Consider the following 19362-nt stretch of genomic DNA (forward strand, 5'->3'; position numbering starts at 1 on the left):
TTTTTGCCTGTTGCCTGAGGGTTGCTGCGAAGCCGCTCCCAGGTGCGGGGCAATTGCTGCGCAAGGACGTGGAAACTTTGTTAACCCGCTTCCGCGCCGGTGTAACGTCTCTGGTCTGGAAAATGGCCTCCTGTCATGCTTCCTGCATGAAAAATACACATCAGGGATTTACCTTACTGGAACTGCTGGTTGTGGTCGCCATCATTGCTGTTCTCAGCACCAGCGGGATGCACGGCTGGCAGCGTTGGCAGCAACAGCAGCAGCTCAAACAAACCGCCCAGCAGCTACAGGCCTGGCTGCTGCGCCTGCGCGCGGAAGCCAACGCACTCAATCGGGATCTGACCGTTTGGAGCGAACCTGGAACCCTCTGGTGCATTGGCGTCGGTGCCAGGCAACAGGGATGCCATCAGCCCTCACGTCACCATTTTCTCCCGGCTTTTAACGACATTCGGCTTGAGTCTCTACGGGGTGAACCCGGTTTTTATGGGCTGCGCGATACGGCCAAAGCAGGCCACATCGAACTCAGTAACCCAGCCGGGCGGGTACGGGTCGTGATTTCAGTGCGGGGGCGCGTAAGGCTGTGCCAACCGAAAGAGGCGGGCTGCGAATGAAACAGGGTGGATTCACGCTCGCTGAAGTCCTGGTCGCTCTGGCACTCAGCGCGATTTTATTGCTGGCTGCCGGACGCTTTTTACCGCTGTTATTGCAGGAGAATGCGCGCATGGTTCAGCGGGCGCTGCTTTATCAGGAAGCACAGCTGCTCCTGCTGGCGCTGGAAAAGGCGGTACGGCGATCGGGTTACTGCAATGGTGATTGTAGCGGTCCTGCGTTAACCATCGCGGACAGTGGCCGCTGTCTCTTATTGCGCTGGGATGACAACAGCAACGGTCGTTGGGAAGGGCCACAGCATAGCGCGAGTGACTATTTTGGCTGGCGGTTGCGTCAGCAGCAACTTGAGGCGCAACGTGGTGTCTCACAGTGTCAGGGTAGCGGCTGGGAGCGTGTTACCGACCCCGCTTTCATGACGGTGCAGGCGTTTGGTGCCGAGCAGAGGGGGGCGCAAGTTCACTTATCCCTGACGCTTCAGTCAGGACAGCAGCAGGTCACGGCACAACGCTGGGTGCTGAGGGAAAACCTGTGAAGCAACAAGGCAGCAGTGCCCTGATGATGGTCATGATGGTGTTGCTGATGGGCGCAGGAACTTTGCATTTTAGCCGGTTATTACTGGAGCAGGGGATGTCTACCGTCGTGGATGACCGCCAGCGGATAGCGGCCTTTTGGCAAGCGCAGTCCGCGCTGGCATGGGCAGAGCATCTTACCTGGCCGCAGAGCGTAGGCTGGGTATGCCAGCAAGACACAACTGCGGGCTGGCAAAGCTGCCTGCGCTCTGTGAAAGACCAGCGGTTTTTGCTGCAAGGCCGAGGCGTGGACAGTGAGTTGCAGTTGTGGCGTTGGGTCAGTTGGCAACAGGGAAAAATTAGCCGTTTACCGCACGGCTGGATTGATTTCTGCCCGCTAAGCCAGGGGTGTGAACCGGATGCGCAGTGAACGTGGTTTTAGCTTACCCGAATTGCTGTTTGCCCTGTTGCTGATGGCGCTAAGCGTCAGTGCGTTACTGGGATACCACCGCGCGCTTAGCCAGGGGTTTGTGCAGCAACGCCTTCAGCGCGAAGCAGGGCAGGTAGCCGCAGATCGTCTACTGGGCCATGAAACGGCAGGCTGGCGCAGCCACGTGGTGACGGAGCCGGGTTATGCCCCCTGTCGGCGGGAAACTGTGACCGTGTCGGGAGGAATGCAACGTGAAAGCACGCTGACGTGGCTGCGTTGTTCCGATCCCTGAGGAGACAAGGTAGAGTGATTGGGTTGCTCATCGCCAATACCAAGGGCGGTGAGTGAGTGAAGATGATGCATAGCAGGCAGTAGGACGGTTGCTGAATATAAGGTGCACAGGATGCGCCAGCGGCTACCGTTAGAGAGAAGAAAAGGTGATTAGATGCATAAATACGCAAGCTGGCTGGTAGCGATAGTGCTGAGCCTGACGGCGATCGGTGCGCAAGCACAAAACGATGCAGGCTGGCAGCCTGTGAATGAAATCATCCACAAAAGTGAGAAAGATCCCCGGCAGTATCAGGCGATAACGCTGGATAACGGTATGACGGTACTGCTGGTTTCTGACAGTGAGGCGCAGAAAGCGCTGGCGGCTCTCACTCTACCCATTGGCTCGCTGGACGACCCCGATCAGCAACTGGGCCTGGCCCACTACCTCGAACATATGATCCTGATGGGATCAAAACGCTATCCAGAGCCGGAAAACTTTTCGGAGTTCCTCAAGAAACATGGCGGGAGCCACAATGCCAGCACGGCATCCTATCGCACCGCTTTTTACCTTGAAGTAGAAAATGATGCGCTACTGCCGGCAGTCGACAGGCTGGCCGATGCCATTGCTGAACCGCTGCTCGATCCCGCCAATGCGGATAAAGAACGCAATGCGGTGAATGCCGAACTGACCATGGCGCGCTCGCGCGACGGGCTGCGTATGGCGCAGGTCGGTGCTGAAACCCTCAATCCTGCCCACCCAGGTTCCCGGTATTCCGGGGGGAACTTAGAGACGCTGAGCGATAAACCGGGCAGTAATCTGCATCAGGCTTTAGTGGATTTTTATCATCAGCACTACTCCGCCAACCTGATGAAAGCGGTGATTTACAGTAACATGCCACTGCCAGAAATGGCCGCCATTGCGGTACAAACCTTTGGTCGTGTGCCTAATCACAATGCCACCGTGCCTGCGATTACCGTGCCAGTGGTGACCGATGCGCAGAAAGGCATCATCATTCACTATGTGCCAGCCCAGCCGCGTAAGCAGCTACGACTGGAGTTTCGTATTGCGAATGACAGCGACCGTTTCCGCAGTAAAACCGATACGCTGATTAGCTACCTGATTGGTAATCGCAGTAAAAATACGCTGTCAGACTGGCTGCAAAAGCAGGGACTGGCGGATGGTATCAATGCCGGTGCCGATCCGATGACCAACCGCAGCAGCGGTGTGTTTGCTATCTCGGTTTCGTTGACGGATAAAGGTCTGGCGCAACGGGATGAAGTGGTGGCGGCCATTTTCAGCTACCTGCATCTGTTACAGCAGCAGGGGATTGACCGGCACTATTTTGATGAAGTTTCCCATGTGCTGGCGCTGGATTTCCGCTATCCCTCTATTACGCGCGATATGGACTATATTTCGTGGCTGGCAGATACCATGCTTCGTACGCCAATCGCCCACACCCTCGATGCTCCCTACTTGGCAGACCAGTGGGACCCCGCGGCTATTCAGAGTCGCCTGGCGGAACTGACGCCGCAGAACGTGCGTCTCTGGTACATCAGCCCGGATGAACCGCACAACAAAGAGGCCTATTTTGTTCATGCGCCGTATGAGGTTGACCGTATTTCCGCTGCCACCTTTACCGACTGGCAGCAGCGTGCCAGCCAAATCACTCTCTCTTTGCCGGAGCTGAATCCCTATATCCCGGACGATTTCAGCCTGATTCCACAGGACGGCAAAAAATATGCCCACCCTGAACGGCTGAAAAGCAACGATCCTATCCGGCTCTACTGGATGCCAAGTCAGTATTATGCCAGTGAACCCAAAGCAACTATTACGCTGGCCCTGCGTAACAAAGGGGCTATCAGTGATGCACAACAGCAGGTGCTGTTTGGGCTGAATGACTATTTGTCGGGCTTGGCGCTGGACCAGCTTAGCTCTCAGGCCTCGGTGGGAGGGATTAGCTTCTCGACCAGCGAAGATGAAGGGTTGGTGTTTAATGCCAGTGGCTTTACGCAGCGCTTACCTGCGCTGTTCCAGAAACTGATTGAAGGCTATGCCAGCTTTACGCCGAATGAAACGCAGCTTGAGCAGGCTAAGTCCTGGTATCTGGAGCGGTTGGCTGCCGCCGACAAAGGCAAAGCCTACGAACAAGCGGTTGAACCGCTGCAACTGGTTTCTCAGGTGCCCTATACCCAACGTGATACGCGGCGTCAGCTGGTAAAAAGCATGACCCTGCAACAGGTTATGGCCTACCGTGACAGCCTACTCCGTGATGCCACGCCGGAAATGATGGTGGTGGGAAATCTCAGTGCCGCAGAGGTCGAAAAACTCGGCCACTCGCTGACGCAACAGTTGGCGATCCAGCAAGACGCGAACTGGCACAGTCGGTACGTGGCGTTTAAACATCCGGTAAAAGCCAATCTGGAGAAAGCAGGCAGTAGCACGGACTCCGCGCTGGCGGCACTGTACATTCCGCTGGGCTACAGTGAATACCAGAGTATGGCCAACAGTACCCTGTTAAGCCAGATTGTTCAGCCGTGGTTCTACAGCCAGTTACGTACTCAGGAACAGTTAGGTTATGCCGTTTTTGCTTTCCAGATGCCAGTAGGCAGACAGTGGGGGATTGGTTTCCTGTTGCAAAGTAATACGCAGCAACCGGCCTATCTGCTGAAACGCTATCAGGCTTTCTATCCGCAGGCAGAAAAACGTCTGCGCGAGATGAAGCAGAGCGACTTTGCACAGTACCAGCAGGCGATGATTAACGACCTGAGCCAGCGGCCGCAAACCCTGGATGAAGAAGCGGGGCGCTACAGTCGCGACTTCACTCGTCAGAACTACCAGTTTGATACCCGGCAGAAAGTGATTGCGCAAATCGAGAAGCTGACGCCGGTTTCCCTGGCTAACTTCTTTAATCAGGCGGTGATGAAACAAGAGGGGATGGCGATAACATCGCAAATCTCTGGCAATGCATCCACCACCGAGTATGCGCATCAGCCGGGGTGGAAAACCTGGCAGTCGGTGACGAATCTGCAAAAGTCTCTACCGTTGCAGAGCGGAGTGCAGTAAACAGAGCACAAAAAAAGCCCCTCAACAGTGAGGGGCATTTTTCATTGATGCCTTGAGCAGTCACGGGTACACATGGCCTGAGTGCCGGCCGTACAGCTACTGCATGCTAATCAGGTCAGATCTGCCATCAGCACTTTGGACCGGCGCTGATAGTTATACATTTTCTTTTTGCTCTCCGGCAGAGACTCAATTTCAACCGGCGTGAAGCCACGCTCCTGGAACCAGTGAATACTGCGTGTGGTTAACACAAACAGCTTTCTCAGCCCCATCTGTTTCGCCTGTAGCGCCACGCGCTGAAGCAGCAGTTCGCCACGGGAGGAGCTACGATAGTCAGGATGAACCGCCACGCAGGCCATCTCGCCAATCTTCTCTTCCGGGAATGGATAGAGCGCAGCGCAAGCAATGGTTAGATTATCGCGCTCAATGATGGTGAACTTGTCGATCTCCATCTCCAACTGCTCACGTGAACGGCGCACCAGGATACCCTGTTGCTCCAGTGGGCGGATCAGCTCAAGGATTCCGCCAATATCGTTGATGGTGGCACGGCGAATCTGTTCCGCCGACTCCATGACAATCTGGGTGCCGATGCCATCGCGTGAGAACAGCTCCTGAATCAGCGTGCCATCTTCCTGATAGCTGATCAGATGGCTACGACGTACACCACTGCGGCAGGCCTTAACGGCGCCGCGCAGGAAGCGGACGGGCTCAGAGAGGTAATCGCCTTCACCTTCCATCTCATCAATGCGCTGCTGTGCTTCGTTAGGGAACAGCTCAGACACGATCTGTCCTTCCCGATTGGTCACACCCTGTTCGGCGCAGAAGCCGATCATTTTCTCCGCTTTTAGCTTAATCGCGACCTGGGTCGCTATCTCTTCTGACGTCAGATTAAAGCTTTCGCCGGTCACGGAAACGGCAACCGGGCCAATCAGGACGATAGCGTCATTATCTAGCTGGCGGTGAATCGCCTCTTCATCGATACGACGAATGCGGCCACTGTGGCAGTAGTCAACGCCATCATCCACGCCCAAAGGCTGGGAGATAATGAAGTTACCGCTGACGACATTAATGTGTGCGCCCTGAAGTGGGGTGTTATTCAGGCTCATCGACAGGCGTGCCGTGATATCCAGCTGCAATCGGCCTGCGGCCTGCTTGACCAGCTCCAGCGACTGGCTGTCTGTGACGCGCGTGTGTTTGTGATAAACCGGTTCCAACTGACGATCCGCCATGCTGGCATCGATCTGCGGGCGAGCGCCGTAGACCACCACCAGACGGATACCAAGGCTGTGAAGGAGACCAATATCATTAATGATGGTAGAGAAGTTCTCGTGTTCGATCGCTTCGCCACTCAGCATGATGACAAACGTTTTGTCCCGATGCGCATTGATATAGGGAACGGTATGGCGAAAGCCCTGAACCAGTTCGGTACTACGTTCCTTCACGGCAAATCCTCAGTGAATGATTATTCGAAATTTTTGTATTTTTATTCTTTTATCGCGCATTTTGCAAGGGGCAATGTTGACGAAAATTTACTTTTTTTTAGGTGAACAAGTAACTAATAGCCTGCATTATCTGTGAGTTAGCTGAAGTTGTTACTCATTTGTAGACAATAAGCGATGACGCATTTTTTCTCAAATGACTGAAATTTACCCAATACAGTAGTGGATGACTATGTGTGCAAGAGATAAGTGCTGCTCCCGACGCCGGTTTTTAAAGTATACCGGCGCATTATGGCTACTGAGTGTCAGTCCCCTGGGGCTGGCAGCCAGTAGTCATGTTGTGGCAGTACGCATCTGGCCTTCATCAACTTATTCACGTTTAACGCTGGAATCCAGCGTTTCTCTCCAGTACAAGCAGTTTATGCTCTCTGGGCCCAATCGGCTGGTGGTGGATATTGAAAATAGCCAGCTCAATCCGGTACTGCGGGGGGTCGATAAGCTGGTACGGGTGGATGATCCCTATATTCAGGCGGCCAGAGTCGGGCAGTTTGATGCCCACACGGTGCGTATTGTGCTGGAGCTGAAAAAGCCGGTCGACCCCAAAGTGTTTACTCTCCAGCCGGTTGCCGGGATTCGTCATCGCCTGGTGGTGGATCTTTATCCGCAGCAGTCAGCAGCGGCTACCGAAGACGATCCGCTGCTGGCTTTGCTGAAAGACTATAACCAGGGGGCGCTGGAGCAGAAAGAGGCTCTGGTTCCGCCACCGTTGCCGGGCAAAGCAGGACGAGATCGGCCGCTGGTGATCATGATCGATCCCGGCCATGGCGGTGAAGATCCTGGTGCACACGGCAAATACAAAACGCGTGAAAAAGACATCGTACTGAAGATCGGACTGCAACTGCGAAAGCTGATTGCCAGCGAGCCGAATATGAAAGCGTATATGACCCGCAGCGACGACGTGTTTATCCCGTTACGGGTTCGGGTAGCTAAAGCGCGGGCGCAGCGTGCCGATCTGTTTGTCTCGATTCATGCGGATGCTTTCACCAGCCGTGCCGCACGCGGTTCTTCGGTATTCGCACTTTCGACCAAAGGTGCGACCTCGGCGGCGGCGCGTTTTCTGGCACAGACGCAGAATGAATCAGATTTGATTGGCGGCGTCAGTCTGAGCGGCGACCGTTATCTCGACCATACGATGTTTGATATGGTGCAGCGCCAGACCGTCCATGACAGCCTGAAGTTTGGTCACGCGGTGTTAAAGCATATCGGTAAGATTAACCATCTGCATAAGCGCACGGTGGATCAGGCAGGGTTTGCGGTACTCAAAGCACCGGACATTCCCTCAATTTTGGTGGAAACGGCGTTTATCAGTAACGTGGAGGAGGAGCGTCGATTACGCACCACGCGTTATCAACACCAGATGGCAACAGCGATCTTGCAGGGGATAAAAGAGTATTTTGCTAGCGGGGTTTCACTGGCACAGCGCTAAGCTGTGCTGTTTTACGGAAGATAAAAACAAAAAAACACCCGTTAAGGTGCTTTAAAGATTGGTTGCGGGGGCCGGATTTGAACCGACGACCTTCGGGTTATGAGCCCGACGAGCTACCAGGCTGCTCCACCCCGCGTCCGAAAACTTCTTTTACTGCTTCACAGGTAACTACTGAGCATGGTAGTTACTCAACAATGTTGGTTGCGGGGGCCGGATTTGAACCGACGACCTTCGGGTTATGAGCCCGACGAGCTACCAGGCTGCTCCACCCCGCGTCCGTATTACTACTTTACTGCATCACATTGTTGGTTGCGGGGGCCGGATTTGAACCGACGACCTTCGGGTTATGAGCCCGACGAGCTACCAGGCTGCTCCACCCCGCGTCCGTACGACTTCTTTACTGCATCACATTATTGGTTGCGGGGGCCGGATTTGAACCGACGACCTTCGGGTTATGAGCCCGACGAGCTACCAGGCTGCTCCACCCCGCGTCCGTGGATGCGCACTATACTCTGCGAGCGCGGCGATGCAACTTTTTTTTCCAGTTAATTCGTAAATTTAGCGAGAAATGCGGGTTTTAGCCGCTTTTTGATTATTAATTATACTGCCATGCACGGCAGCAACAGGGACGCATTCCTTTCTGACTGCCCCTTTGCTATCGTCGCGGCTGGCACGCCTTCTTATATGAGATTGCAATGAAAGGACACTGGACGAAGTATGTACTTACTGGCGCTGTAATTGCGCTGCTGGCTGGCTGTAGCTCCAGGCCTACCGATCGCGGCCAGCAATATATAGACGGAAAACTGGACCAGCCACTGGCGCTGGTTAATCAGCCGAATGCCAAAGGCCGCCCCGTGAATGGCAAAGATTTTAGCGACCAGGTGCGACAGATTCAGTACGCTGCCACCGGGTTATTTGGCCGCAATACCGGCACCTACAGTGCAGTAGAAAACTGGCTGCTTGCCGGCGGTGATACCCGCCAGCTGCGTCAGTTCGGTATTAATGCCTATCAGATGGAAGGAACGGATAATTACGGCAACGTGCAATTTACCGGTTATTACACCCCGGTGGTTGAAGCACGCTATACCCGACAGGGTGAATTCCAGTATCCGATCTACCGTATGCCGCCACGCAAACGTGGGCAAAAATTACCTAGCCGTGCCAGCATCTACAGCGGTGCCCTGAGCGATAACTATGTGGTGGCTTACAGCAACTCGCTGATTGATAACTTCATGATGGATGTGCAGGGCAGCGGCTACGTGGACTTCGGTGACGGGCAGCCCCTGAGCTTCTTTGGTTACGGCGGCAAAAATGGCTGGGCTTATCACAGTATCGGTAAAGAGCTGATCGATCGCGGTGAAGTGAAGCGCGAAGATATGTCGATGCAGGCGATTCGCCAGTGGGCGCAGGAGCACTCACCGCAGGAAGTGCGGTCACTGCTGGAAACCAACGCCTCGTTTGTCTTCTTCAAGCCGGAAAATTTCGCCCCCGTGCGCGGGGCCAGCGCGGTGCCGTTAATTGCGAAAGCTTCGGTTGCCTCCGATCGTTCGATTATTCCTGCCGGAACGGTACTGCTTGCAGAAGTGCCGCAGTTGAATGCGAAAGGCAAATTCAACGGGCAGTATGAAATGCGCCTGATGGTCGCACTGGACGTTGGCGGAGCCATTAAAGGCCAGCACTTTGACATCTATCAGGGGATCGGACCGGATGCAGCACACCTGGCAGGGTTCTATAACCACTATGGCCGTGTCTGGGTACTGAAATCTGCCCCTGGCAGTGGTCAGACGCTGTTCAGTAACGTGCAAAGCGGTAATAATGGCTCAATGTTATTAGGTTCCAACTGATTCCTGACTGCGGGCCTGCGTGCCCGCTCACGTTATAAGGTTTGTTATGGCTGTGGTTAATGACGCCTGGCGGCAACGCTTTGGCGGCACTGCGCGTCTGTATGGGCAAGACGCGCTGCAACACTTTGCAGATGCCCACTTCTGCGTTATCGGTATTGGCGGCGTTGGCTCATGGGCCGCTGAAGCGCTGGTGCGCACGGGGATTGGTAAAATTACCCTGATCGACATGGATGATATCTGTGTGACCAATACCAACCGCCAGATCCATGCGCTCAAAGAGAACGTGGGCAAAGCCAAGACGGAAGTGATGGCGGACAGGATGCGTGCGATCAATCCCGACTGCGAGATCATCTGTATTGATGACTTTATTACGCCAGAAAACACCGCTGAGCTGCTGTCTGCCGGGTTTGACTATGTGATTGATGCCATAGACAGCGTGCGCCCCAAAGCGGCCCTGATCGCCTGGTGTCGACGGAATAAAATCCCGCTGATCACCACCGGTGGCGCGGGTGGGCAGATCGATCCGACCCAGATTCAGGTCGCCGATCTGGCAAAAACGGTGCAAGACCCCCTGGCCGCGAAACTGCGTGAGCGGTTGAAAGCGATGGGTGTGGTGAAGAACAACAAAGGTAAGCTCGGCATTGACTGTGTCTTCTCCACCGAGCATCTGGTGTATCCACAGGCAGATGGCAGCGTCTGTGCTTCCCGTGCCACGGCTGAAGGGCCAAAGCGGATGGACTGCGAATCGGGCTTTGGGGCAGCCACGATGGTGACCGCCACCTTTGGTTTTGTCGCCGTCTCTCACGCACTGAAAAAGTTCCAGGCGCGGTTAGCGCGCAAAGCCTGAAACTATGCCGCTGCGCGTGCGGCGGCATGTACCGCTTCAGCCAACGCTTTTAATCCGCTACTGCGTGAGGCGCTGAGCTGAGCGCGTAGCCCAAGCTGATCAAACAGTTGCAGCGGGTCTTGCGCCAGCAGGGCCTGTGGCGTCTGGCCTTCAATCGCAGTAAGCAACACCGCCAGCAATCCGCGAACAATTCTTCCCTCACTTTCACCGTAAAAATGCAGAGTTCCATCGCTGCGTTTTTGGCTTCCCAACCAGACCCGGTTTTCACAGCCGCTCAGCTCAATCTCTGGTGTTTTTAACGCTTCGTCCAACGGTGGAAGCTGTCGGCTCAACTGGATGAGCTGACGATAGCGATCCTCCCACTGGTGAAAATGGGCAAATTTCTCCTCGAGCCCTGCGCGGGTGATCAGGTCGCCAAACGGGTGCTGGCCAATCTGCTGTGACATGTTAAAACTCCGAAAGCAATTCCACCGTGCTGCGCATGGCGCGTACCAGCGCATCCACATCCTGGAGATTATTATAGGGGGCGAATGAAGCGCGTAGCGTGCCGCTAACGCCGAGTGCCTGCATCAATGGCTGGGCGCAGTGTTGCCCAGCCCGCAGCGCAATGCCATGCTCTGCCAGCAGGGTCACGATATCGCTGTGATGAATACCGGCAATCTCAAACGCCAGCAGGCTCGACTGACCAGAGCGGAAGCTGCGAAAACCGCTGATTTCTGCCAGTTGCTCTTCTGCAATGCTCGCCAGTTGCTGACACCATAGTTCTGCCTGCGGCAAATTGTGTTGTTGCAGCCAGGCCAGTGCGGCGCTCAACCCAACCACGCCTGCGACATTAGGCGTTCCGGCCTCAAAGCACCAGGGAACGGGCTGCGGGGTAAAGCCAGAGAAACTCACCTCGGTGAGCATTTTCCCGCCGCCTTGCCACGGTGCCATTTCAGCCAGCAGCGCCGCATTACCATACAGCACGCCGATGCCCATCGGACCGTACAGCTTGTGGCCGGAAAAGGAATAGAAATCAATATTCAGGGCGGCAACATCCGGGGCATGGTGGACCACGCCCTGGGCACCATCCACCAGGACTTTGGCACCCACGGCATGTGCCTGCGGGATAATCTGCGCCAGATCCGGACAACCGCCAGTGACGTTAGACATCTGACTCACCGCGACCAACCGGGTACGCGCATTGAGGAGCTGTGGCAGCAGCGTCATATCCGGCAGATGATCCTCGCCCAGTGGCCATTTCACCACGCGAGCCTGGCGCGCGGCGGCGACCATCAGCCACGGCACCAGATTGGCATGGTGCTCTGCTTCACTTACCAAAATTTCATCCCCTGGCTGCAAACGCGGTAGCAGCCAGCTATTGGCCACCAGGTTGATCGATTCGGTTGTACCGCGTGTCCAGATGATTTGCCGGGCATCACCCGCGTGCAGGAAGTCCGCCACCTGTTGCCGTGCCTGCTCATAGCGCTCAGTCAATTCACGCGCGGCAGCAAACTGACTGCGATGCACAGTACCCGCGCTCAGGCTATAGAACTGCTGGGTGGTATCGATCACCACCTGAGGCTTCAGCGCCGTTGCGGCGCTATCGAGGTAGACACCTGCATCGGCCAGGGCAGGAAACTGCTGACGAAATGCGCCAGGATTGAAAAAGGTCATGCCGGACTCGCTTTCTGTTAACCAGGACCAGACCGAAAGCTGGGTTTCAGCCTGGCAAAGATGGAAAAGCGCGTTATGCTAATTATTGCAAGGTATTAACCAATACCCGCATAACGCGTCGACATTTGCAGTCGATCTCTCTGTTTTCTGCTGTCAACCAGCGAAATGCGGGTGGTTTTGTGCAATCAATCTGTAAGGAGATAGAAGATGAAAAAACTCGTCGCAGTGCTGGCTGTGTGTACCATGGCCTTTACCCTGGCTGCTTGCTCCAGTAACTATGTGATGCACACCAACGATGGTCGAACCATCATCGCTAAAGGCAAGCCGCAGGTAGACTCAGATACCGGTATGATCGGCTATAAAGATGCCAATGGCAACAAGCAGCAGATTAACCGTACTGATGTGAAAGAGATGGTTGAGATGGATTAAGGCATTGACTGCTTATCACTGAATCTTGACCTGAAGCGCCCTGATGGGCGCTTCGTGAACCCCCTCCCGTTAATTCACCGATGCGCGCCCGCGATGGCGTAATTTCTCCTGCACATCGGGCTCATCCTGTAGCGAAATGCGAGACGTTTCAGGCAGTGCCATACCGCCTGAAATAGCCAGTAGTGCCACCAGAATCAGGTAGAACGCTGGAGCCAGGCTGCTGCCGGTCAAACTGATTAACCAGGTAGCGACTAAGGGTGCTGTCCCGCCAAAAAGGGTATAGGCCAGGTTGTACGTAATGGCTGAAGCCGTATAGCGAGCCCGTGTCGGGAACACTTCAGACAGCAGCGCCGCCGTGACCACTCCGGAGAGAACCGCCCCTGTTGCCAGCAGTAAGACGCCAAAGATTGCCGCCCCAAGATGTCCACTGTTTGCCAGCCAGTAAGCCGGATAGACGGTGAAAATGACCCAGCAGCCGGTGAGCCGAATGGTTTTTCGTCTGCCGATGCGATCACAAAGTGCGCCAGCCAGCGGGCAAAGGGCCGCGGCAAACAGCAGCGCCAGGGTAGAGACCCGCAGTGACTGCGTGCGACTAAAGTGCCCTTCCAACTGGAGGTAGGTGGAAAAATAGGTGGTAAACATATAAAAACTCAGTGCGGTCAGAGAGATAAATGCACCGAGACGCAGAATATTGCCCCCTTGATGACGCACGGTCTCTGTCAGCGGTGAGTGCGGGGCGCTGTGATTTTCTGACAGCGCGGCACGGAATGCTGGCGTCTCTTCCATGCGCAGACGCAGATAAACCCCGACCAGCCCTAGTGGTGCGGCAATCAGGAAGGGGATGCGCCAGCCCCAGTGGCTCATCTGTTCCACGCTGAGCACGGCATCCAGCGCATAGGTCAGTACCGCCGCACAGGCGAACGCTGTAAAGGTGGAAACGGTGATAAAGCTACCGTACCAGGCGCGCTTGTGATTTGGAGCGTGCTCCATCACGTAGGCGCAGGCACCTGCGTATTCGCCACCGGCGGAGAATCCTTGTAAGCAGCGGGTCAGCGTCAACAGGATCGGTGCCCATAACCCGATGCTTTGATAGGTCGGTAGCAGGCCAATGACGGTGGTCGCAGCGGCCATCAGCAGCACGGTAAGGGACAGAATACGCTTGCGCCCCAGTTTGTCCCCCAGCATGCCACAAACTATGCCGCCGAGTGGACGCAGGGCAAAAGCCACAGCGAAGACGGCAAAGGTCTGTAATAACGCGGCATGGGGCTGACTCGCAGAAAAAAACTGTTGGGCGATCAGCGTGGCGAGGAAGCCATAGACAGCAAAATCAAACCATTCAACAAAATTACCGATAGCGGCAGCAGTGGTGACTTTACGTAACGTCGCGGCGGATGTTGATGTTCCGTTTTTCATGGCGCAGTTCCCGGTGTGGAGAGAAGCCATGACCGGTCACGCATCATGGCTTAACAGACAGCATTGAGTGGAAGGGTTATGGCATCTCTTTTACGCGTTGTGTGGTAACGGGTTCATTCGAGGTAGCAGGGGGCGTGTTACTCAGCGAAGCCGCATCGTTGAGATCCATCTTGTTGGTTTCCGGTGCGAGGATGAAGGAGACCAGCAAGCCGAAGAACGTAATGGCGGCGGAGATATACATCGTCACTTCAATCCCCTGGGTCTGGAGTGAGATGGGGACCAGCCAGGTGCCAGCGGCAGCACCAATACGTGACATGGAAATACCGACACCGACGGCAGCAGCACGGATTTCCGTTGGGAAGATTTCGTTGGGATAAACCAGCGTCAGCACCTGCGCACCACCAATAAACAGCGCGTAAGCACTGAACAGCAGCAGCACAACCACCGGTGAAGCATCGTGTTGCCAGCCTAGCAGCAGCAGGGCGAGGCCAGACCAGAAGAAGCTGTGCAGGATCAGATTACGCCGCCCCAGGTAGTTAATGAGTGAGGTCGCGAGAATGCACCCGGCAACGAACAACAGGGTAATAATAATGGTGCCGACAGAGGCCAGTTCGCCGGTCACGTGGAGCGCATCCAGCACGATGGGGCCAAAAGCGTAGACCGCGAACAGGGGAATCACGCCACAGGTCCAGAACAGGCTGACAAACGCCATGCGTTTACCGTAACCCGAATGCAGCAGGTTGATAAACGACAGTTTTTTGCGCGGTTCTTCGGCTGGTAAATTCGCGATCCCGTACTGCGTGCCATAGGTTTTTTTTATCACTTGCTCAGCTTCAGCAATGCGGCCTTTCCCCAACAGCCAGCGTGGGGACTCTGGCGTCCCCAGGCGCAGACAGAACAGGATCAGGCCAAACAGGGCCGCACTGGATATCACCCAGCGCCAGGCATCATCCCCACCATAATTGAGGATCAGTTCGCCAATAATGTACGCTGCAGCTGCGCCGACGAACCAAATAATGGTGATCCCTGCCAACCTTGGGCCACGATTTTTCTTCGGCAGAAATTCCACCAGAAACGCGGAAGCAACCGGATATTCAATCCCCACAGCCACGCCCAACATAAAGCGATAGATAAAGAGTTGCATGCCGCTCTCAACCCAGAGCTGGAGCAGGGAAAAAATAATAAACAGCGCGGGACCGACAAAATAGAGCAGGCGGCGACCCAATTTATCCGTCAAAAACCCACCTAAAAAGCCACCAAAAAATATCCCGATGAGCGCTGATGAAGCCACAAGTCCCTGCCAGAAAGCATTCAGGCCTAAGGCGACGGTGATTTTTGCCATGACGATGCCAATAATGCTTAATACATAGCCATCAACAAAAGTACCGCCTGCCGATCGCACGGTCAGTATTTTATGAAAACGGTTAAGCGGTAGATCTTCAATAGATAGATGTCTCGACATTGTTCTGATCTCGAATTGAAGTGGTGAGGATCAAAGTCAGAAAATTACCATGATGATTGCCGGGAGAGATTATTCCTTCGGTTTTTTATCGAGGGATTTTAATCATGCCAGGCATGAGCATTGTAATTGTCTGTCTTTAATCGCGTGAGGTTTTCTTTATTGTGATCGATCTCTCTTTTAATTGTTGTTTGATGTTTAGTTAGCGTGGTATCCGATTATTCAGGGTGCGTGATTATTAATTGTTCGGTGTGAAAGGATACTTGCATAAAGTTTTACAGCGATCAACACGGTTTCAACGTAAGTGCAATGAGAAACGGGATGAATGGGAAGTGTTAACAAAACGCAGCCCATTTAAATTCATTAAATTCAATGGGTTATGTGTTTTGTTTTTTGGTCATATGATTTTTGTTTATAAAAAAGCGCTATTATCCACACTTCGGCTTATTACCGTAAAAGGTAATAAAACCAGGCGATAAAAAAGAAAATGCCTTTGATTTATATGGTGATTTTTAAAACCACTGGCGGGTTTTTAAAAAAAGTGATGACGCAATTAAAACAGACTAATCTCGCCCTCTGTCGTTTTTTGACATTCAGAGGTCGCTTTTTTCATTTTTATGTTTTCGTAATGTCATATTTTATTACTTTGACGCTAGCGGCTGAAAGTCACTTCTGGGGGTATCTCTCTGCTGTAATTTTGATCAAATCACCGCTATGCAAAAAAATGTGAGCTGCGTTATATATTGCCCTGTTATTAAGCAATGTTTGCACTAAAAAAGTGCTTAAAGTCAGATCGCCGAAGCGATAAAACATTATTTATTGTGTGTCATCACGAATCCAGTAGCTTCGCTTGACAGTGGCATATCAATTGCTACAGATTTTCACGGCAGAGAATCATAATGTTACAGACCCGATTTTATCAATTTTCGGTAATACATTTAGAGGGTTGTGCTCATGCTCGAGACAAATACTGCATTTCAAACGACTGCAGATAAACCCAAAGTACGCAATGTCGGTTTTTTACTGATTAGCAATTTTACTATGATGGCGCTGGCGGCGGCGGTTGAACCTCTGCGTATGGCAAACCAGCTCAGCGGCAAGGAGTTATACAACTGGTGTACCATCAGTGAGGACGGTAACCAGATAGCAGCGAGTGATGGCATCTCCATTACGCCAGACAGCGCGATGCTTGAATCACTGACGCTGGATGTGCTGATCGTGGTGGGCGGTGTAAACATCACCCGCAGCTACAGCACCCGACAGATTAGCTGGTTACAGGCGATGGCACGGAAAAAAACGCTGCTTGGCGGCGTCTGTACCGGGCCATACCTGCTGGCCGAAGCGGGACTGTTGGATGGCTACCACTGCAGCGCACATTGGGAATGTATTGCCTCGATGCAGGAGCTTTATCCAAAAGTGATCTGCACTAACCAGCTGTTTGTGATTGAACGCGATCGCATGACCAGCAGCGGTGGCACGGTGCCGATGGATATGATGCTGCATCTGATTCAGCGGGATTTTGGCTACAAACTAACCACCGCCATTTCCGAGATGTTTATTTGCGATCGGGTACGCGATCAGTCTGACTATCAGCGTATTCCGCTCCGCCATGTGCTTGGCACTACTCAGCCAACGCTGGTGGAGGTGGTGTCACTGATGGAAGCGAACATCGAAGAGGCGATTGAGCTGGACGATCTGGCCAAATATGTTGGCCTGTCACGCCGCCAGCTTGAGCGCCTGTTCCAGAAGTATCTGCACTGTTCGCCTTCACGTTACTACATGAAACTCCGGTTGTTCAGGGCGCGCCAACTGCTCAAACAGACCTCGCTGTCGATCATCGAAATAGCTCTTGCTTGTGGGTTTATCTCTACGCCGCACTTCAGCAAATGCTACCGAGAATACATCGGCATTCCACCGCGTGAGGAGCGCAAGGGAAAGGGGAACCGGGATGAGGACAAAAAATTCTCGCAGCTCATCATCACCGACTTGCCTGGCCTTGCCAGCAAAAATGAAGAGTCGCTTCTCTCCCTGTCGCTGCGCGTACTGGGAGAAGCCCGCTATGAACCCACTTATGGTTCGGTCCCGTTACCGCTGATTTAACCCAGATTTAGCCGCTCGCTGTGTCGCAAAAGAGCTTGCCCATCAAGGCAGGCTTTTTTTGTCCTGAAGCCGCGTGATGACTGGGCTGGCAAAGCTGCGTTTCCAGTCAGCAGAGTGACGTTTTCAGAACAATTTCCGCCTGTGGTTAATCCTATGCTGTCAGCAACGAACAACGTCGCAGACAAACAGATTCAACGGGAGAGGCTATGAACGCAAGTGAACTGCACAATGATGCGGTGGTGATTGATGGGCTGGTGATTGCAAAGTGGGACCGGGAACTGTTCGTCGATATGCGCCAGGGAGGGATCACCGCAGCGAACTGTACCGTGTCGGTCTGGGAAGGGTTCCAGAGCACGGCAAATAACATTGTCGCGATGAACCAGCTGATCGCAGAGAACAGCGATTTGGTGACTAAGGTCCGCACGACCGAAGATATTCGCCGCGCCAAGCGTGAAGGGAGAACCGGGATTCTGTTCGGTTTCCAGAATGCCCATGCTTTTGAAGATCAGCTGGGCTACGTCCAGTTATTCAAGGAGCTGGGCGTAGGTGTGGTGCAGATGGCCTACAACACACAAAACCTCGTTGGCACCGGATGCTACGAACGTGATGGCGGTTTGTCCGGTTTCGGGCATGAAGTGGTGGCAGAAATGAACCGCGTCGGCATGATGTGTGACCTCTCACATGTGGGCGCGCAAACCTCAAAAGAGGTGATTCTGGCCTCGAAAAAACCGGTGTGTTACTCGCACTGCCTGCCGACCGGGTTAAAAGACCATCCGCGCAATAAATCGGATGAAGAACTGAAGTTTATTGCGGATCGCGGCGGCTTTGTTGGCGTTACCATGTTTACGCCTTTCCTGAAAAAAGGCATTCACGCAACGATTGACGATTATGTCGAAGCCATTGCCTACATCTTTAATCTGGTCGGGGAAGATCAGATTGGGATCGGAACTGATTTTACCCAGGGCCACGGTCAGGACTTTTTTGAATGGCTCACCCATGACAAAGGCTATGCGCGCGAACTGACGCAGTTTGGCAAAATTATCAACCCGGAAGGTATTCGTACCTTAGGCGAGTTCCCTAATTTAACCGCTGCGCTGTTACGCCATGGTTTCACGGAGAAGCAGGTGCGTAAAATTATGGGTGAAAACTGGATGAATATTCTGGCTGAAGTTTGGGGAGAATAACAATGCCTTCACATGCACCGGAATTACCCATCAATGTAGACAGCGAAACAGGCGTATGGACCAGTGATGCGTTACCTATGCTGTATGTGCCGCGCCACTTCTTTGTCAATAATCACATGGCCATTGAAGAAGAAATAGGGGCAGAAAAATACGCCGAGATTTTGTATAAGGCAGGGTATAAATCCGCCTACTACTGGTGTGAAAAAGAAGCCGAGCTGCATGGTATTCGCGGTGAAGCGGTGTTTGAACACTACATGAAACGCCTTTCTCAACGTGGCTGGGGGTTCTTTATTACCGAAGCGATTGATATTGAGAAAGGCACTGCGCGTGTTCGTCTCGAAAATTCCGCCTTTGTTTATCAGTATGGCAAGGTCGATCGCAAAGTCGATTATATGTTTACCGGCTGGTTTGCCGGGGCGATGGATCAGGTAGCACAAAGCCTTGGTTTTAAAATATCCACGCGTGCCGTGCAGACACAAAGTGCGGCTGAGCATGGCAAGGACGTCGGTATTTTTGAAGTCTCACCACTGTAAATGTTCTCCCGGCGTTATACGCTGAATGTATTTCTCTGCGTATAACGCTGTCGCTCTATTTAAATTCAGATAAGAAAAGGCAACGTAAAAATA

The 19362-nt window shown here is 53.5% G+C and carries 17 protein-coding genes and 4 tRNA genes; 12 read left to right on the forward strand and 9 right to left on the reverse strand.

Going from position 1 to position 19362, the window contains the following annotated elements; all coding sequences use genetic code 11:
• Window positions 1-68 precede the first annotated feature (68 nt).
• From F3J40_RS16670 to ptrA, 5 genes are all read left to right on the forward strand, one after another.
• A complete protein-coding gene (locus F3J40_RS16670; protein ID WP_369410950.1) occupies window positions 69-611 on the forward strand; it encodes a prepilin peptidase-dependent protein in 543 nt (180 codons plus the stop codon).
• Window positions 608-1141, forward strand: a complete 534-nt coding sequence (locus F3J40_RS16675; RefSeq protein ID WP_167016367.1) for a prepilin peptidase-dependent protein — start codon at window positions 608-610, stop codon at window positions 1139-1141. The genes F3J40_RS16670 and F3J40_RS16675 overlap by 4 nt, the downstream gene beginning before the upstream one ends.
• On the forward strand, window positions 1138-1548 hold the full coding sequence (locus F3J40_RS16680; RefSeq protein ID WP_167016369.1) for a DUF2509 family protein: 411 nt from the start codon (window positions 1138-1140) through the stop codon (window positions 1546-1548). The genes F3J40_RS16675 and F3J40_RS16680 overlap by 4 nt, the downstream gene beginning before the upstream one ends.
• The gene (locus F3J40_RS16685; RefSeq protein WP_167016371.1) at window positions 1538-1840 is read left to right on the forward strand and encodes a prepilin-type N-terminal cleavage/methylation domain-containing protein; all 303 of its coding nucleotides are present in this window, start codon (window positions 1538-1540) and stop codon (window positions 1838-1840) included. The genes F3J40_RS16680 and F3J40_RS16685 overlap by 11 nt, the downstream gene beginning before the upstream one ends.
• A gap of 153 nt (window positions 1841-1993) precedes the next feature.
• Window positions 1994-4882, forward strand: a complete 2889-nt coding sequence (ptrA, locus tag F3J40_RS16690; RefSeq protein ID WP_167016373.1) for a pitrilysin — start codon at window positions 1994-1996, stop codon at window positions 4880-4882.
• A gap of 110 nt (window positions 4883-4992) precedes the next feature.
• Here ptrA and argA read toward each other — a convergent pair whose 3' ends face one another.
• Window positions 4993-6321 carry an amino-acid N-acetyltransferase gene (argA, locus tag F3J40_RS16695; RefSeq protein WP_017349241.1) on the reverse strand — a complete coding sequence of 443 codons (1329 nt, stop codon included), beginning with the start codon at window positions 6319-6321 and terminating at the stop codon, window positions 4993-4995.
• Between the two features lie 229 nt (window positions 6322-6550).
• On the opposite strand from argA, the gene amiC reads away from it, so the two are divergent.
• Entirely contained in the window at window positions 6551-7804 is a 1254-nt protein-coding gene (amiC, locus tag F3J40_RS16700) for an N-acetylmuramoyl-L-alanine amidase AmiC (protein ID WP_167016375.1), read from the forward strand.
• Between the two features lie 59 nt (window positions 7805-7863).
• Here amiC and F3J40_RS16705 read toward each other — a convergent pair.
• The 4 genes from F3J40_RS16705 to F3J40_RS16720 all read right to left on the reverse strand — a co-directional run bounded on the left by F3J40_RS16705 (window position 7864) and on the right by F3J40_RS16720 (window position 8295).
• Window positions 7864-7940: transfer RNA gene (locus F3J40_RS16705), tRNA-Met, on the reverse strand.
• 62 nt (window positions 7941-8002) lie between these two features.
• A tRNA-Met gene (locus tag F3J40_RS16710) sits at window positions 8003-8079 on the reverse strand.
• Window positions 8080-8110: 31 nt separating this feature from the next.
• A tRNA-Met gene (locus tag F3J40_RS16715) sits at window positions 8111-8187 on the reverse strand.
• A gap of 31 nt (window positions 8188-8218) precedes the next feature.
• Window positions 8219-8295: transfer RNA gene (locus tag F3J40_RS16720), tRNA-Met, on the reverse strand.
• A 204-nt stretch (window positions 8296-8499) separates the two neighbouring features.
• Here F3J40_RS16720 and mltA point away from each other — a divergent pair.
• Entirely contained in the window at window positions 8500-9648 is a 1149-nt protein-coding gene (gene mltA, locus F3J40_RS16725; protein WP_167016377.1) for a murein transglycosylase A, read from the forward strand.
• Window positions 9649-9694: 46 nt separating this feature from the next.
• On the forward strand, window positions 9695-10495 hold the full coding sequence (gene tcdA / locus F3J40_RS16730; RefSeq protein ID WP_017345470.1) for a tRNA cyclic N6-threonylcarbamoyladenosine(37) synthase TcdA: 801 nt from the start codon (window positions 9695-9697) through the stop codon (window positions 10493-10495).
• 2 nt (window positions 10496-10497) lie between these two features.
• On the opposite strand, the gene csdE is transcribed toward tcdA, so the two are convergent.
• Window positions 10498-10941: a cysteine desulfurase sulfur acceptor subunit CsdE gene (gene csdE / locus F3J40_RS16735; protein ID WP_017345471.1), complete on the reverse strand. Its 444-nt coding sequence runs from the start codon at window positions 10939-10941 to the stop codon at window positions 10498-10500.
• 1 nt (window position 10942) lies between these two features.
• Window positions 10943-12151 carry a cysteine desulfurase CsdA gene (gene csdA / locus F3J40_RS16740; RefSeq protein ID WP_167016379.1) on the reverse strand — a complete coding sequence of 403 codons (1209 nt, stop codon included), beginning with the start codon at window positions 12149-12151 and terminating at the stop codon, window positions 10943-10945.
• A 207-nt stretch (window positions 12152-12358) separates the two neighbouring features.
• Here csdA and F3J40_RS16745 point away from each other — a divergent pair, with 207 nt between their 5' ends.
• The gene (locus F3J40_RS16745) at window positions 12359-12580 is read left to right on the forward strand and encodes a YgdI/YgdR family lipoprotein (protein ID WP_017345473.1); all 222 of its coding nucleotides are present in this window, start codon (window positions 12359-12361) and stop codon (window positions 12578-12580) included.
• A gap of 69 nt (window positions 12581-12649) precedes the next feature.
• Here F3J40_RS16745 and F3J40_RS16750 read toward each other — a convergent pair whose 3' ends face one another.
• Both F3J40_RS16750 and F3J40_RS16755 read right to left on the reverse strand, forming a co-directional pair.
• Entirely contained in the window at window positions 12650-13993 is a 1344-nt protein-coding gene (locus F3J40_RS16750) for an MFS transporter (RefSeq protein ID WP_167016381.1), read from the reverse strand.
• 76 nt (window positions 13994-14069) lie between these two features.
• Window positions 14070-15455, reverse strand: coding sequence for an MFS transporter (locus tag F3J40_RS16755; RefSeq protein WP_167016383.1), 1386 nt, complete (start codon window positions 15453-15455; stop codon window positions 14070-14072).
• A gap of 951 nt (window positions 15456-16406) precedes the next feature.
• Between F3J40_RS16755 and gbdR the strand changes: the two genes are divergently transcribed.
• The 3 genes from gbdR (at window position 16407) to F3J40_RS16770 (ending at window position 19269) form a co-directional block, all read left to right on the forward strand.
• A complete protein-coding gene (gbdR, locus tag F3J40_RS16760; RefSeq protein WP_167016385.1) occupies window positions 16407-17552 on the forward strand; it encodes a choline metabolism transcriptional regulator GbdR in 1146 nt (381 codons plus the stop codon).
• 206 nt (window positions 17553-17758) lie between these two features.
• On the forward strand, window positions 17759-18736 hold the full coding sequence (locus tag F3J40_RS16765; protein WP_167016387.1) for a dipeptidase: 978 nt from the start codon (window positions 17759-17761) through the stop codon (window positions 18734-18736).
• A gap of 2 nt (window positions 18737-18738) precedes the next feature.
• Complete coding sequence (locus F3J40_RS16770) at window positions 18739-19269, forward strand: 4-vinyl reductase (RefSeq protein WP_167016389.1); 531 nt, start codon at window positions 18739-18741, stop codon at window positions 19267-19269.
• Window positions 19270-19362: the final 93 nt, after the last annotated feature.

Source organism: Candidatus Pantoea multigeneris, from assembly GCF_011752615.1.
Classification (GTDB): domain Bacteria; phylum Pseudomonadota; class Gammaproteobacteria; order Enterobacterales; family Enterobacteriaceae; genus Pantoea; species Pantoea multigeneris.